This window comes from Brevibacterium sp. CS2, assembly GCF_005280295.1.
In the GTDB taxonomy this organism is placed as follows: Bacteria; Actinomycetota; Actinomycetes; order Actinomycetales; family Brevibacteriaceae; genus Brevibacterium; species Brevibacterium pityocampae.
This window is the reverse complement of sequence record NZ_CP040020.1, coordinates 77,418-90,938: the sequence shown is the minus strand read 5'-3', so window position 1 is coordinate 90,938 and position 13,521 is coordinate 77,418. Positions and strand designations below refer to the sequence as shown.

Sequence of the window (13,521 nt, the reverse complement as noted above, 5' to 3'; positions counted from 1 at the left end):
GAGAGACACCGTGGCACTCGACGTGCTGACCGACCTCAACAAGGTCCGCAACATCGGCATCATGGCCCACATCGACGCCGGTAAGACCACCACCACCGAACGCATCCTCTTCTACACCGGTGTGAACTACAAGATCGGCGAGACCCACGACGGCGCCTCGACGATGGACTGGATGGAGCAGGAGCAGGAGCGCGGCATCACCATCACCTCGGCTGCCACGACCTGCTACTGGGAGGGCAACCAGATCAACATCATCGACACCCCGGGGCACGTCGACTTCACCGTCGAGGTGGAGCGCTCCCTGCGCGTGCTCGATGGCGCCGTCGCCGTGTTCGACGGCAAGGAGGGCGTGGAGCCCCAGTCGGAGACCGTGTGGCGCCAGGCCGACAAGTACAACGTCCCGCGCGTGTGCTTCGTCAACAAGATGGACAAGCTCGGTGCGGACTTCTACTTCACCGTCTCCACCATCAAGGACCGTCTCGGTGCGAAGCCGCTGGTCATCCAGCTGCCGATCGGGGCGGAGAACGACTTCGCCGGAATCGTCGACCTCGTCGAGATGAAGGCCTGGATCTGGCCGGACGAATCCCAGAAGGGTCAGGACATGACCGAGACGGAGATTCCCGCCGACCTGGTCGAGCGCGCCGAGGAGTACCGCAACCAGCTCATCGAGGACGTCGCCGAGGCGGACGAGGAGCTCATGGAGAAGTACCTCGACGACGGTGAGCTCACCGTCGACGAGATCAAGTCCGGTATCCGCAAGCTCACCATCGCCTCCGAGGCGTTCCCGGTGATGTGCGGTTCGGCGTTCAAGAACAAGGGCGTCCAGCCCATGCTCAACGCCGTCATCGACTACCTCCCGACCCCGCTCGACGTCGAGGCCGTCGAGGGCCACCCGGTGGGCGACGAGGAGACCGTCGTCACCCGCGAGCCCTCGACCAGCCAGCCCTTCTCGGCTCTCGCGTTCAAGGTCGCGACCCACCCGTTCTTCGGCTCGCTGACCTACGTCCGCGTGTACTCCGGCAAGGTCGCCTCCGGCGCCCCGGTGCTCAACACCACCACGGGCAAGAAGGAGCGCATTGGCAAGCTCTTCCAGATGCACTCCAACAAGGAGAACCCGGTGGAGGAGGCCGTCGCCGGCCACATCTACGCGTTCATCGGCCTCAAGGACACCACCACCGGTGACACCCTGAGCGACCCGAGCGATCCCGTCGTGCTCGAGTCGATGAGCTTCCCCGATCCCGTGATCTTCGTGGCGATCGAGCCCAAGACCAAGGGCGACCAGGAGAAACTGTCGACCGCGATCCAGAAGCTGGCCAAGGAGGATCCCACCTTCACGGTCAACCTCAACGACGAGACCGGTCAGACCGAGATCGGCGGCATGGGCGAGCTGCACCTCGACATCCTCGTCGACCGCATGAAGCGGGAGTTCAAGGTCGAGGCGAACGTCGGCAAGCCGCAGGTGGCCTACCGCGAGACTATCCGCCGCAAGGTGGAGAAGGTCGACTACACCCACAAGAAGCAGACGGGTGGATCCGGCCAGTTCGCGAAGGTCCAGGTCACCTTCGAGCCGCTCGAGGTCACCGGTGAGACGATCTACGAGTTCGAGAACGCCATCACCGGCGGCCGCGTGCCCCGTGAGTACATCCCGAGCGTCGACGCCGGCATCCAGGACGCCATGCAGATGGGCGTGCTCGCCGGCTACCCGCTGGTGGGGGTCAAGGCCATCCTGGTCGACGGCGCCTACCACGACGTCGACTCCTCGGAGATGGCGTTCAAGATCGCCGGCTCGATGGTCCTCAAGGAGGGCGTCAAGAAGGCGAACCCGGTTCTGCTCGAACCGCTCATGGACGTCGAGGTCCGTACGCCCGAGGAGTACATGGGCGACGTCATCGGCGACCTGAACTCGCGGCGCGGACAGATCCAGTCGATGGAGGATGCATCGGGCGTCAAGGTCGTCCGCGCACTCGTCCCGCTCTCGGAGATGTTCGGCTACATCGGCGACCTGCGGTCGAAGACCCAGGGCCGCGCCGTGTACTCGATGCAGTTCGAGAGCTACTCGGAGGTCCCCAAGGCTGTTGCCGAGGAGATCATCCAGAAGGTCCGCGGAGAGTAATCTCCGCCCCCAGTCTGCGCGGGCTCCACAGCCCGACGGCATATGAATATCCAACCCAGGCGTAGGATGTGAACCGCACATCCTGCACCACCCACGAGGAGGAACCCAGTGGCAAAGGCTAGCTTCGACAGGACCAAGCCGCACGTCAACATCGGCACGATCGGTCACGTCGACCACGGCAAGACCACGCTGACCGCGGCGATCACCAAGGTCCTGGCCGACAAGTACCCGGATCTCAACGAGGCGCGCGCCTTCGACCAGGTCGACAACGCGCCCGAGGAGAAGCAGCGCGGCATCACGATCAACGTGTCGCACGTCGAGTACCAGACCGAGAAGCGTCACTACGCTCACGTCGACGCCCCCGGTCACGCCGACTACATCAAGAACATGATCACCGGTGCGGCCCAGATGGACGGCGCGGTCCTCGTGGTCGCCGCCACCGACGGCCCCATGCCCCAGACCCGTGAGCACGTGCTGCTCGCGCGTCAGGTCGGCGTGCCGTACATCGTGGTCGCGCTCAACAAGTCGGACATGGTCGACGACGAGGAGCTCCTCGAGCTCGTCGAGATGGAGGTGCGCGAGCTCCTCTCCGATCAGGAGTTCGACGGCGACAACGCCCCCGTCGTCAAGGTCTCGGCGCTCAAGGCGCTCGAGGGCGACGCCGAATGGGTCAAGACGGTCGAAGAGCTCATGGACCAGGTCGACGAGTACGTCCCGGAGCCGGAGCGCGACATCGACAAGCCGTTCCTCATGCCCGTCGAGGACGTCTTCACCATCACCGGCCGCGGCACCGTCGTGACCGGTCGTGTGGAGCGCGGTGTGCTCCTCCCCAACGAGGAGATCGAGATCGTCGGCATCAAGCCGACCTCCTCGAAGACCACCGTCACCGCCATCGAGATGTTCCGCAAGACCCTGCCGGACGCTCGCGCCGGTGAGAACGTCGGCCTCCTGCTGCGCGGCACCAAGCGCGAAGAGGTCGAGCGCGGTCAGGTCATCGTGAAGCCGGGTTCGATCACCCCGCACACCAAGTTCGAGGGCCAGGTCTACATCCTGTCCAAGGACGAGGGCGGCCGTCACAACCCGTTCTACTCGAACTACCGTCCGCAGTTCTACTTCCGGACCACCGACGTCACCGGCGTCATCACGCTGCCCGAGGGCACCGAGATGGTCATGCCGGGCGACAACACCGACATGTCGGTCGAGCTCATCCAGCCGATCGCCATGGAGGAGGGCCTCCGCTTCGCCATCCGCGAGGGCGGACGCACCGTCGGCGCCGGTCGTGTCACCAAGATCGTCGAGTGATCTGAAGCGCGACTGAGCAGAGGCCCCGGAGAGCGATCTCCGGGGCCTCTGTCGTGCCCGGGCGCCGTTCCCGACATCGCAGGGTGTGCCGTGCTAGCTCGGAAACCGGCTCTCCACACCCGTGCGTCCGGGGTTATGGTGGGGGCTGACAGGACATTTCGACGGCGACACGGAGGCTCGATGATGAGGCCGAGACGGCGGAGATCCAGGCGCCTGCTGCCCCTGGCGGCGGCCGCAGGAGCAGCGGTGATGGCACTCTCCGGCTGCCAGACCGACCCGGGCGGGAACACGATCACGTGGTACATCAACCCGGACAACGGCGGGCAGGATGCACTCGCGGAGAAGTGCAGCGCGGACTCCGGCGGCGAGTACCGGATCAGCACCTCGGTGCTGCCGAACGACGCGGAGAGCCAGCGCGAGCAGCTCATCCGGCGCCTCGCCTCGAACGACTCCTCGATCGACATCATGAGCCTCGACACCGTCTACGTCCCCGAGTTCGCCAACGCCGGCTACCTCGAGCCGGTGCCCGAGGAGTACACGGAGTCCTTCACCGAGGACGTCATCGAGGCCGCCGCGGAGTCCTCCTACTGGGAGGACGAGCTCGTCTCCGCCCCGCTCCAGGCCAACACCCAGATCCTGTGGTACCGCAAGTCCGTCGCCGAGGCCGCCGGGCTCGACATGTCGCAGCCGGTGACCTGGGACCAGATCATCGAGGCCGCGCAGAGCCAGGAGAAGGAGATCGGCGCACAGGGCATCCGCGCCGAGTCCCTCACCGTGTGGCTCAACGCCCTCATCGAATCCCAGGGTGGGCAGATCGTCGCCGATCCCGAGGCGGAGCCGGAGGAGACCGAGCTCGGCCTCGACACCCCGGAGGGGGAGAAGGCCGCGGAGATCATGTCGACGATCGGGAAGGAGGGCCTCGGCGGGCCCTCGTTCTCCAACCTCGACGAGAACGGCGCGCTGCTGCGTTTCCAGGGCGATAACGGCGGCTTCATGGTCAACTGGCCGTTCGTCTACTCGGCCCTCGTCGCGGGCGGCGAGGACGGCTCGATCGACCAGGCGGTCCTCGACGACGTCGGCTGGGCGCCGTACCCCGCCGTCGAGGAGGGCACCCCGGGCGCTGCTCCGTTCGGCGGCGTCAAGCTCGCCGTCGGCGCCTTCTCCTCGAACCCCGAGGCCGCGTTCGCCGCCGTCGACTGCATCCGCCAGCCGGAGAACCAGGCGGAGTACTTCATCACCGACGGTCTGCCCCCGGCGACCCGCGAGGCGTTCGACGATCAGGCGGTGCAGGACGAGCTGCCGTACGCGCAGGCGATCCTCGACTCCCTCGAGACCGCCGCCTCCCGTCCGATCTCGCCCTACTACTCGACGATCACCGGCGGCATCCAGCGGTCCTGGCACCCGCCGGCCGACATCGACCCGGCCACCACCCCGGCCGAGTCCACCGCACTCGTCCTGGAGATCATGCGCGGGGAGGCACTGCTGTGAGCGAATCGACCGAACTCCGCGGCCCCGGCGGCGCCTCCGCCCAGTCCCCGGGCACGACGCGCGGCCGCGAGAAGCCGGGCCGGACCGGGACGCGGAAGCGCTACACCTCGGAGCGCAGCCGGGCCGAGGCGAAGCTCGGGCTCATGCTCGCCGCGCCGGCGGCGATCGTGCTCCTCCTTGTCACCGGCTATCCGATCCTCCAGGCCGTCTACCAGTCGTTCTTCAACCTCCGGCTCACCGACCAGGAGAACTCGTACTTCAACTGGGGGGCGAACTACGTCACGGTGCTGTCGGACCCGCTGTGGTGGCAGACGCTGGGCTTCACGCTCCTCATCACCGTCGTCACCGTCGCCGTCGAGCTCGTCCTCGGCTTCTTCTTCGCGATGGTCATGCTCAACGCGATGAAGGGTGTGCGGGGGCCGATCCGCACGATCATCCTCGTGCCCTATGGCATCATCACCGTCGTCGCGGCGTTCTCGTGGAAGTACGCCTTCGACCTCGGCACAGGTTTCGTCGGCACGTGGTTCGGGATCGAGGGCTTCGACTGGTTCGGCAACTTCTGGTCCGCGTTCGCAGTCATCTCGCTCGCCGAGATCTGGAAGACCACGCCGTTCATCTCGCTCCTCATGCTCGCCGGGCTCGCACAGATCCCCGGTGACATGGTCGAGGCCGCGACCGTCGACGGCGCGAGCTGGTGGCAGCGCCTCACCCGCGTCATCCTGCCGAACATGAAGTCCGCGATCATGGTCGCCCTGATGTTCCGCACCCTCGAGGCGTTCCGGATCTTCGACTCCGTGTTCGTCATGACCCAGGGCGCCAACGGCACCGCGACGGTGTCCTCGCTGGCCTACGACCAGACGATCTCGCAGCTCCAGACGGGCCTCGGCTCCGCGGTCTCGGTGCTCCTGTTCCTCTGCGTGGGCCTCATCTGTCTCCTGTTCATCAAGGGGTTCCGCGTGAACCTCGGCGATTCGAGAGGTTGAGCCATGGCCGCCACGCGCACCACCTCGCCGCTGACGAAGACACTGTGGATCGTCGCCTTCGTGCTCATCGCACTGTGGGCGCTGTTCCCCGTCGTCTGGATCCTGTCCCTGTCGCTCAAGAGCCCCTCGGACATCGCCAACCGCCAGTTCTGGCCGACGGAGCTGTCCTGGGAGAACTACGACCTCATCCTGTTCGGCGGCGCCCAGGAGCTGTTCCTGCCGGCGCTGCGGAACTCGATCGGGATCTGCCTCATCGCCACGCTCGTCGCTGTCGTCCTCTCCACCCTCGCCGCGTACGCGATCGCCCGCCTCGACTTCCCGGGCAAGAACGTCGTGCTCTACATGTCGCTGGCGATCACCGTGTTCCCGGTGATCTCGATCGTCACCCCGCTGTTCAACCTGTGGTCGACGATCGGCCTCTACGACACGTGGCTCGGCCTCATCATCCCGTACCTCTCGCTCACCCTGCCGATCTCCATCTGGACGCTCACCTCGTTCTTCAAGGAGATCCCCTGGGAGCTCGAGCAGGCCGCGCAGGTCGACGGGGCGACTGCCTTCCAGGCGTTCCGCAAGGTCATCGTGCCGCTCGCCGCACCGGGTGTCTTCACCACCGCGATCATCGCCTTCTTCATCGCGTGGAACGACTTCCTCTACGGCATCTCGCTGACCTCGACCTCGGCGGCCCGCCCCGTGCCGGCGGCGCTGTCGTTCTTCACCGGCGCCTCGCAGTTCGAGGAGCCGGCCGGCTCGATCGCCGCCGCCTCGATCGTCGTGACGATCCCGGTGATCATCATCGTCCTCCTGTTCCAGCGCCAGATCGTCTCCGGCCTGACCTCGGGCGCGGTGAAGGGATGACCCGCGCGCTCGTCACACCGACCTCCGTTCGCCCCCGTCAAGGAGCACACCATGGCTGAAATCGAACTCCGGAATCTCGTCAAGCGCTACGGCGACGGGTTCCCCGCCGTCAACGACGTCAGCCTGCGGATCGAAGACGGCGAGTTCGTCATCCTCGTCGGGCCCTCGGGTTCGGGCAAGTCCACCGTCCTGCGGATGATCGTCGGTCTCGAGGACATCACCGACGGCGACCTCCTCATCGACGGCGAGCGGGTCAACGACAAGGCCCCGCGCGACCGCGACCTGTCGATGGTGTTCCAGAACTACGCGCTCTACCCGCACCTCACGGTGTACGAGAACATCGCGTTCCCGCTGCGCCTCGACAAGACCTCGTACCCGGAGGACGAGGTGAAGGCGCGCGTCGACCGGGCGGCGACGATGCTCGAGCTCGGCGAGCACCTCGAGCGCAAGCCGGCGAACCTGTCCGGCGGCCAGCGCCAGCGCGTGGCCATGGGGCGCGCGATCGTCCGTGACGCCAAGGCGTTCCTGTTCGACGAGCCGCTGTCGAACCTCGACGCCAAGCTCCGCGGGCAGATGCGCACGGAGATCGCCCGGATGCAGCGCAACCTCGGCGTCACCACCGTCTACGTCACCCACGACCAGACCGAGGCGATGACGCTCGGGGACAAGGTCGCCGTCCTCAAGCGCGGCGCGCTGCAGCAGTATGCGAGCCCGCAGGAGCTCTACCGGGAGCCGGTCAACATCTTCGTCGCCGGCTTCATCGGATCCCCGTCGATGAACTTCCTGCCGGTGACCAATCGCGGCAACGGCGAGCTCGAGTCGCCCTTCGGCACCTTCCGGCTGCCGGAGGAGCGGGCCCGGGGGATGGCCGAGGCGCCCGAGCTGCTCATCGCCGGCCTGCGCCCCGAGGCGTTCCAGGATGCCGACCTGCTCGAGGAGGACGAGCTGGACCGGGGCGCCGTGATCACCGCCGAGGTCGATGTCACCGAGTGGCTCGGCAACGAGATCTACGCCTACCTCCCCTTCGAGGCCACCCCCGAGGTGCAGGAGTCGCTCGACGAGCTCGACCGCGACCTCGACGGCGAGGGCATGCGCACCCAGGTCGTCGCCGCGCTCGACCCGCAGTCGCGAGTGCGCGAGGGCGACACCGTGCGCCTGTTCTTCGACCCCGCCGACGTCATGGTGTTCGACCCCGCGACCGGGGACAACCTCACCCGCGACGAGGAGCGCGCCGCGGAGATCACCCGGAAGTCGGAGGAGGCCCGGAGGCGGGCCCTCGAGCGCGCCCGCAGCGAGCAGGGCGCCGGAGGGCAGAAGCGCGGCAGCGGGAACGGTGCCGCGGGCGCGGGCCAGAGCGCGAGCGGCCGGACTGACGCCGGCACGGGCGACCGCACTGCGGACGGCGGCTCCACCACGGGGTCCACCTCGACCGGGCGCTGAGCAGCCGCCGGCGAACTGCGCGGTATCCGAAACGCGACGCGCAATTGCGCGACAGGTTCCGGATACCGCGCAGTCCATGAGACGATTCGGAGACCGGAGACCGGAGACCGGAGACCGGAGACCGGAGACCGGAGACCGGAGACCGGAGACCGGCAGGGGCGGTGGGACCGTACCGCCCCCCTCCACCGCACGGTGCGGTGAAGGTCACAGACCGTCGTGCGCCCCGGATTTGCGGTGCCTTGGCGGCTGTGACAAGATGGACAAGTTGCATTTCGGCCTCATGACCCCTGCACAGCGGCACTCAGCCGCGAACAGGCCGGAATCCACCGGGAGAATCTGCCGCAGGCGGGTTCGTCAGCACCGGGCAGCCGATTGATGAAGTGTCAGCTTCGCCCGCAAGGGAGTGGCGACACGCCCGACCTCGGGGGTCGGTCACACCAAGCCGGAGCAGACCGCGCGATCCGTACAGGACGGCGGTTGATGTCCGGGAAGACCAAGAGAAAGAGTTACGACGCCATGGCGGGACAGAAGATCCGCATCCGGCTCAAGTCGTACGACCACGCGGTCATTGACAGTGCAGCACGCAAGATCGTGGACACTGTCACCCGCGCGGGCGCTACGGTCGTGGGCCCCGTGCCGTTGCCGACGGAGAAGAACGTGTACTGCGTCATCCGTTCGCCGCACAAGTACAAGGACAGCCGCGAGCACTTCGAGATGCGCACCCACAAGCGGCTCATCGACATCGTCGACCCGACGCCGAAGGCCGTCGACTCGCTCATGCGACTCGACCTCGCCGACGACGTCAACATCGAGATCAAGCTCTAAGGGGGAGTAATGGCCAACATGCGTTCCAAGGCTCTCCCGACCACCCGCACCGTCAAGGGACTGCTGGGCACCAAGCTCGGCATGACCCAGGTGTGGGACGAGCAGAGCAACCTGGTCCCGGTCACCGTGATCGCCGCCGGGTCGAATGTCGTCACGCAGATCCGCAACGAAGAGGTCGACGGCTACACCGCCGTGCAGATCGCCTTCGGCGAGATCGATCCGCGCAAGGTCGACAAGCCCACCGCCGGACACTTCGAGAAGGCCGGGGTCGCCCCCCGCCGCCACCTCGTCGAGCTGCGCACCGCCGATGCCGGTGAGTACGAGCTCGGCCAGGAGCTCGGCGCAGACGTGTTCGAGGCCGGCACCAAGATCGACGTGACCGCCAAGAGCAAGGGCAAGGGCACCGCCGGCGTCATGAAGCGTCACGGCTTCGCCGGCGTGGGCGCCTCGCACGGCGCGCACCGCAACCACCGCAAGGCGGGCTCGATCGGCGGGGCTTCGACCCCCGGTCGCGTCTTCAAGGGCCTGCGGATGGCCGGTCGGATGGGCGCCGTCAAGCACACCACCCAGAACCTCACCGTCCACGCTGTCGACGCTGAGAACAATCTGCTCCTCATCAAGGGCGCCGTCCCCGGCCCCAAGGGCGCGGTCGTTCTCGTTCGCTCCGCCGCGAAGGAGGCCTGAGAGAGATGACTGAAACCACGACTATCGACGTCCTCGACGCCGCCGGCAAGAAGTCCGGAACCGCGCAGCTGCCCGCCGACGTGTTCGGGGTGGCGACCAACGTGCCGCTCATCCACCAGGTCGTCGTCGCCCAGCTCGCCGCGGCGCGCCAGGGTACCCACAAGACCAAGACCCGGTCCGAGGTCCGCGGCGGCGGGCGCAAGCCGTACCGCCAGAAGGGCACCGGCAACGCACGCCAGGGCTCGATCCGCGCCCCGCAGTACGCCGGCGGCGGGATCGTCCACGGCCCGGTGCCGCGCGACTACTCGCAGCGGACCCCCAAGAAGATGAAGGCCGCTGCGCTCCGCGGCGCCCTGTCCGACCGCGCACGCCTCGACCGCGTGTTCGTGGTCAGCGCACTCGTCGACGGGGACGTCCCGTCGACGAAGCAGGCCCGTGCGGCGCTGTCGAACCTCAGCGACCGGGCGAACAAGCTCGTCGTCGTCGAGCGCGCCGATGAGCTCACCTATCTCAGCGTCCGCAACCTCCCGAAGGTGCACGTGCTGCCCGCCGACCAGCTCAACACGTACGACGTGCTGATGGCCGACGACATCGTGTTCACCGAGGGCGCGCTGGCGACCTTCCTCGACGGTGCCGCCCGCGGCCGCGTCAAGGCAGGCGGACGCGACACCCGCGAGGAGGACGCAGAATGAGCGTGACGTTCAAGGACCCGCGCGACATCATCATCGCCCCGGTCGTCTCGGAGAAGACCTACAACCTGATGGACGAGGGCAAGTACACCTTCCTCGTCGATCCGCGGTCGAACAAGACCGAGATCAAGTACGCAATCGAATCCATCTTCGGTGTGAAGGTCGCATCGGTGAATACCCTGAATCGCCAGGGGAAGCGCCGTCGGACCCGCTCCGGCTGGGGCAAGCGCAATGACACCAAGCGTGCCATCGTCGCCCTCAAGGAAGGTTCGATCGACATTTTCGGCGGATCGCTCTAAGCGATACCCCTCGTAAGAAGGATCAAGACTCATGGGAATCCGTAAGCACAAGCCGACGACCCCGGGCCGACGCGGCTCCTCGGTCGCCGACTTTGTCGAAGTGACCCGGTCTACGCCGGAGAAGTCACTTCTGCGCCCGCTGTCCAAGAGCGGCGGCCGCAACAGCCAGGGACGCGTGACCACCCGCCATCACGGCGGCGGACACAAGCGCCAGTACCGTGTCATCGACTTCCGTCGCCATGACAAGGACGGTGTGCCCGCACGCGTCGCACACATCGAATACGACCCGAACCGCACGGCGCGCATCGCCCTGCTGCACTACGCGGACGGCGAGAAGCGCTACATCCTCGCGCCGAACCGCCTCAAGCAGGACGACCGCATCGAGGCCGGCCCGACGGCCGACATCAAGCCCGGCAACAGCCTGGCCCTGCGGAACATCCCGGTCGGCACCGTCGTCCACGCAGTCGAGCTGCGTCCGGGCGGCGGCGCCAAGATCGCCCGTTCCGCCGGCTCCTCGGTGCAGCTCGTCGCGAAGTACGGCCCCTACGCGCAGCTGCGCATGCCGTCCGGCGAGATCCGCAACGTCGACGTGCGCTGCCGCGCCACGGTCGGCGAGGTCGGCAACGCCGAGCAGTCGAACATCGACTGGGGCAAGGCGGGACGCATGCGCTGGAAGGGCAAGCGCCCGACCGTCCGCGGCGTCGTGATGAACCCCGTCGACCACCCGCACGGCGGTGGCGAGGGCAAGACCTCCGGTGGACGCCACCCGGTCAGCCCGTGGGGTCAGAAGGAAGGCCGCACCCGCAAGCCCAACAAGGAAAGCGACAAGCTCATCGTGCGTCGCCGCCGCACCGGCAAGAAGCGTTGATAGGGAGCCTGAAGAATGCCTCGTAGCCTCAAGAAGGGCCCCTTCGTTGACGAGCACCTGTACCAGAAGGTCGCTGCTCAGAACGAAAAGGGCACCAAGAACGTCATCAAGACCTGGTCCCGACGCTCGATGATCATCCCGGACTTCCTGGGACACACCATCGCGGTGCACGACGGACGCAAGCATGTCCCGGTGTTCATCACCGAGGCCATGGTCGGGCACAAGCTCGGCGAATTCGCCCAGACGCGGACTTTCCGCGGCCACGACAAGGACGATCGCAAGGGCCGCCGCCGCTGAGGCGGGCAGCTCGAAGCGATCTTCGACAAGGAAAGAAGGAAGCGATGGAAGCCAAGGCGAAGGCGCGTTACCTGCGCGTCACGCCCCAGAAGGCTCGGCGCGTCGTTGACCTCATTCGTGGTCAGCAGGCAACCGAAGCTCTGGCGGTGCTGAAATTTGCAGAACAGTCGGCGTCCGATCCGATCTACAAGCTCGTCGCCTCGGGCATCGCGAATGCGCGTGTCCAGGCCGACAAGCTCGGTGAGGCGTTCGACGAGAACGAACTGGTCATCTCGGAAGCATTCGTGGACGAGGGACCGACCATGAAGCGGTTCCGGCCTCGTGCCCAGGGACGTGCCTACCGCATCAACAAGCGCACCAGCCACATCACCGTCGTGCTGGCATCGGGAGACGACCTCCCGGTGGGCGCTTCACGGAAGGGGAACCGCTGATGGGACAGAAGATCAATCCCAACGGATTCCGTCTGGGAATCACCACCGACCACAAGTCGAAGTGGTACGCCGACTCGACCAAGGCCGGGCAGCGCTACAGCGACTACGTGGGCGAGGACGTCAAGATCCGCCGCCTGCTGAGCACCGGCCTCGAGCGGGCCGGCATCTCGAAGGTCAACATCGAGCGGACCCGTGACCGGGTGCGCGTCGACATCCGCACCGCGCGTCCCGGCATCGTCATCGGTCGCCGCGGCGCCGAGGCCGACCGCATCCGCGGGCAGCTCGAGAAGCTCACCGGCAAGCAGATCCAGCTCAACATCCTCGAGGTCAAGAACCCCGAGACCGATGCACAGCTGGTGGCGCAGGGCGTGGCCGAGCAGCTCGCGAGCCGCGTGGCCTTCCGCCGTGCGATGCGCAAAGCGATCCAGTCCGCGCAGCGGGCCGGCGCCAAGGGCATCCGCGTGCAGTGCGCCGGCCGTCTGGGCGGCGCCGAGATGAGCCGCTCGGAGTTCTACCGCGAGGGACGCGTGCCGTTGCACACCCTCCGGGCGAACATCGACTACGGCTTCTACGAGGCGCAGACGACCTTCGGCCGGATCGGCGTCAAGGTGTGGATCTACAAGGGCGACTTCACCGACAAGGAGATCGCCGCCCAGGAGGCCGCACAGCCGAACGCACGGGGCCCGCGCGGCGCCGGCGGCGGTGCCCGCGGTCGCGGTCGCGGAGGACGGGGTCGGGGCACCGACCGTCGTCCCGAGGGCGGCCAGAGGAAGACTGACAACACTGCCGAGGCGGCTCCGGCCGCAGCGGCCGGATCGGAGGGCTGACACATGCTGATCCCTCGTCGAGTCAAGCACCGCAAGCAGCACCACCCCAAGCGCGGCGGCATGTCCAAGGGCGGCAACGAGGTCACGTTCGGTGACTGGGGAGTCCAGGCTCTCGAGCCGGCCTACGTGACCAACCGGCAGATCGAGGCGGCTCGTATCGCGATGACCCGCCACATCAAGCGCGGCGGCAAGGTGTGGATCAACATCTACCCCGACCGCCCGCTGACCAAGAAGCCCGCCGAGACCCGCATGGGCTCCGGCAAGGGCTCACCCGAGTGGTGGGTGGCGAACGTCAAGCCCGGTCGAGTTCTGTTCGAGCTCGCCGGTGTCCCCGAGGAAGTCGCTCGCGAGGCCCTGCGCCTGGCGATCCACAAGCTTCCTCTCAAGGCCCGCATCGTGCGGCGCGAAGGTGGTGAATGA

At 67.1% G+C, this 13,521-nt stretch carries 15 protein-coding genes; all 15 read left to right on the top strand.

Translation table 11 applies throughout. The features are described from left to right. Positions 1-10 precede the first annotated feature (10 nt). The 15 genes from fusA to rplP all read left to right on the top strand — a co-directional run bounded on the left by fusA (position 11) and on the right by rplP (position 13,521). Positions 11-2,113, top strand: a complete 2,103-nt coding sequence (gene fusA, locus FDF13_RS00470) for an elongation factor G (protein ID WP_137317981.1) — start codon at positions 11-13, stop codon at positions 2,111-2,113. Between the two features lie 108 nt (positions 2,114-2,221). Next, positions 2,222-3,415, top strand: coding sequence for an elongation factor Tu (gene tuf, locus FDF13_RS00465; protein WP_137317980.1), 1,194 nt, complete (start codon positions 2,222-2,224; stop codon positions 3,413-3,415). Positions 3,416-3,664: 249 nt separating this feature from the next. Beyond that, entirely contained in the window at positions 3,665-4,903 is a 1,239-nt protein-coding gene (locus tag FDF13_RS00460; RefSeq protein ID WP_254668838.1) for an extracellular solute-binding protein, read from the top strand. Beyond that, complete coding sequence (locus FDF13_RS00455; RefSeq protein ID WP_254668837.1) at positions 4,900-5,886, top strand: carbohydrate ABC transporter permease; 987 nt, start codon at positions 4,900-4,902, stop codon at positions 5,884-5,886. Before FDF13_RS00460 ends, FDF13_RS00455 begins: the two co-directional genes overlap by 4 nt. A gap of 3 nt (positions 5,887-5,889) precedes the next feature. Next, the gene (locus FDF13_RS00450) at positions 5,890-6,741 is read left to right on the top strand and encodes a carbohydrate ABC transporter permease (RefSeq protein WP_137317979.1); all 852 of its coding nucleotides are present in this window, start codon (positions 5,890-5,892) and stop codon (positions 6,739-6,741) included. Positions 6,742-6,792: 51 nt separating this feature from the next. Continuing rightward, positions 6,793-8,181 (top strand): ABC transporter ATP-binding protein, encoded by a 1,389-nt coding sequence (locus tag FDF13_RS00445; protein ID WP_137317978.1) that lies wholly within the window; start codon positions 6,793-6,795, stop codon positions 8,179-8,181. Between the two features lie 516 nt (positions 8,182-8,697). Further along, a complete protein-coding gene (rpsJ, locus tag FDF13_RS00440; protein WP_009379191.1) occupies positions 8,698-9,006 on the top strand; it encodes a 30S ribosomal protein S10 in 309 nt (102 codons plus the stop codon). A gap of 18 nt (positions 9,007-9,024) precedes the next feature. Next, a complete protein-coding gene (rplC, locus tag FDF13_RS00435; RefSeq protein WP_247618364.1) occupies positions 9,025-9,690 on the top strand; it encodes a 50S ribosomal protein L3 in 666 nt (221 codons plus the stop codon). 5 nt (positions 9,691-9,695) lie between these two features. Then, positions 9,696-10,382: a 50S ribosomal protein L4 gene (gene rplD / locus FDF13_RS00430; protein WP_137317976.1), complete on the top strand. Its 687-nt coding sequence runs from the start codon at positions 9,696-9,698 to the stop codon at positions 10,380-10,382. Further along, positions 10,379-10,678, top strand: a complete 300-nt coding sequence (rplW, locus tag FDF13_RS00425; protein ID WP_101652159.1) for a 50S ribosomal protein L23 — start codon at positions 10,379-10,381, stop codon at positions 10,676-10,678. Before rplD ends, rplW begins: the two co-directional genes overlap by 4 nt. A 31-nt stretch (positions 10,679-10,709) precedes the next feature. Next, entirely contained in the window at positions 10,710-11,546 is an 837-nt protein-coding gene (gene rplB / locus FDF13_RS00420) for a 50S ribosomal protein L2 (protein ID WP_137317975.1), read from the top strand. A 15-nt stretch (positions 11,547-11,561) separates the two neighbouring features. Beyond that, a complete protein-coding gene (gene rpsS / locus FDF13_RS00415) occupies positions 11,562-11,843 on the top strand; it encodes a 30S ribosomal protein S19 (protein WP_101652155.1) in 282 nt (93 codons plus the stop codon). Positions 11,844-11,887: 44 nt separating this feature from the next. Continuing rightward, the gene (gene rplV, locus FDF13_RS00410; RefSeq protein ID WP_137317974.1) at positions 11,888-12,274 is read left to right on the top strand and encodes a 50S ribosomal protein L22; all 387 of its coding nucleotides are present in this window, start codon (positions 11,888-11,890) and stop codon (positions 12,272-12,274) included. After that, positions 12,274-13,101: a 30S ribosomal protein S3 gene (gene rpsC / locus FDF13_RS00405; RefSeq protein WP_137317973.1), complete on the top strand. Its 828-nt coding sequence runs from the start codon at positions 12,274-12,276 to the stop codon at positions 13,099-13,101. Before rplV ends, rpsC begins: the two co-directional genes overlap by 1 nt. A 3-nt stretch (positions 13,102-13,104) precedes the next feature. Then, positions 13,105-13,521, top strand: a complete 417-nt coding sequence (gene rplP / locus FDF13_RS00400) for a 50S ribosomal protein L16 (protein WP_101652149.1) — start codon at positions 13,105-13,107, stop codon at positions 13,519-13,521.

Bases quoted from the DNA above. Each gene is read 5' to 3' on its own strand.
- rpsS (WP_101652155.1), top strand. From the start codon at position 11,562: ATGCCTCGTAGCCTCAAGAAGGGCCCCTTCGTTGACGAGCACCTGTAC.
- rpsJ (WP_009379191.1), top strand. From the start codon at position 8,698: ATGGCGGGACAGAAGATCCGCATCCGGCTCAAGTCGTACGACCACGCG.
- rplV (WP_137317974.1), top strand. From the start codon at position 11,888: ATGGAAGCCAAGGCGAAGGCGCGTTACCTGCGCGTCACGCCCCAGAAG.
- rplC (WP_247618364.1), top strand. From the start codon at position 9,025: ATGCGTTCCAAGGCTCTCCCGACCACCCGCACCGTCAAGGGACTGCTG.
- rplB (WP_137317975.1), top strand. From the start codon at position 10,710: ATGGGAATCCGTAAGCACAAGCCGACGACCCCGGGCCGACGCGGCTCC.
- rplD (WP_137317976.1), top strand. From the start codon at position 9,696: ATGACTGAAACCACGACTATCGACGTCCTCGACGCCGCCGGCAAGAAG.
- rpsC (WP_137317973.1), top strand. From the start codon at position 12,274: ATGGGACAGAAGATCAATCCCAACGGATTCCGTCTGGGAATCACCACC.
- FDF13_RS00450 (WP_137317979.1), top strand. From the start codon at position 5,890: ATGGCCGCCACGCGCACCACCTCGCCGCTGACGAAGACACTGTGGATC.
- FDF13_RS00445 (WP_137317978.1), top strand. From the start codon at position 6,793: ATGGCTGAAATCGAACTCCGGAATCTCGTCAAGCGCTACGGCGACGGG.
- FDF13_RS00460 (WP_254668838.1), top strand. From the start codon at position 3,665: ATGGCACTCTCCGGCTGCCAGACCGACCCGGGCGGGAACACGATCACG.
- rplW (WP_101652159.1), top strand. From the start codon at position 10,379: ATGAGCGTGACGTTCAAGGACCCGCGCGACATCATCATCGCCCCGGTC.
- rplP (WP_101652149.1), top strand. From the start codon at position 13,105: ATGCTGATCCCTCGTCGAGTCAAGCACCGCAAGCAGCACCACCCCAAG.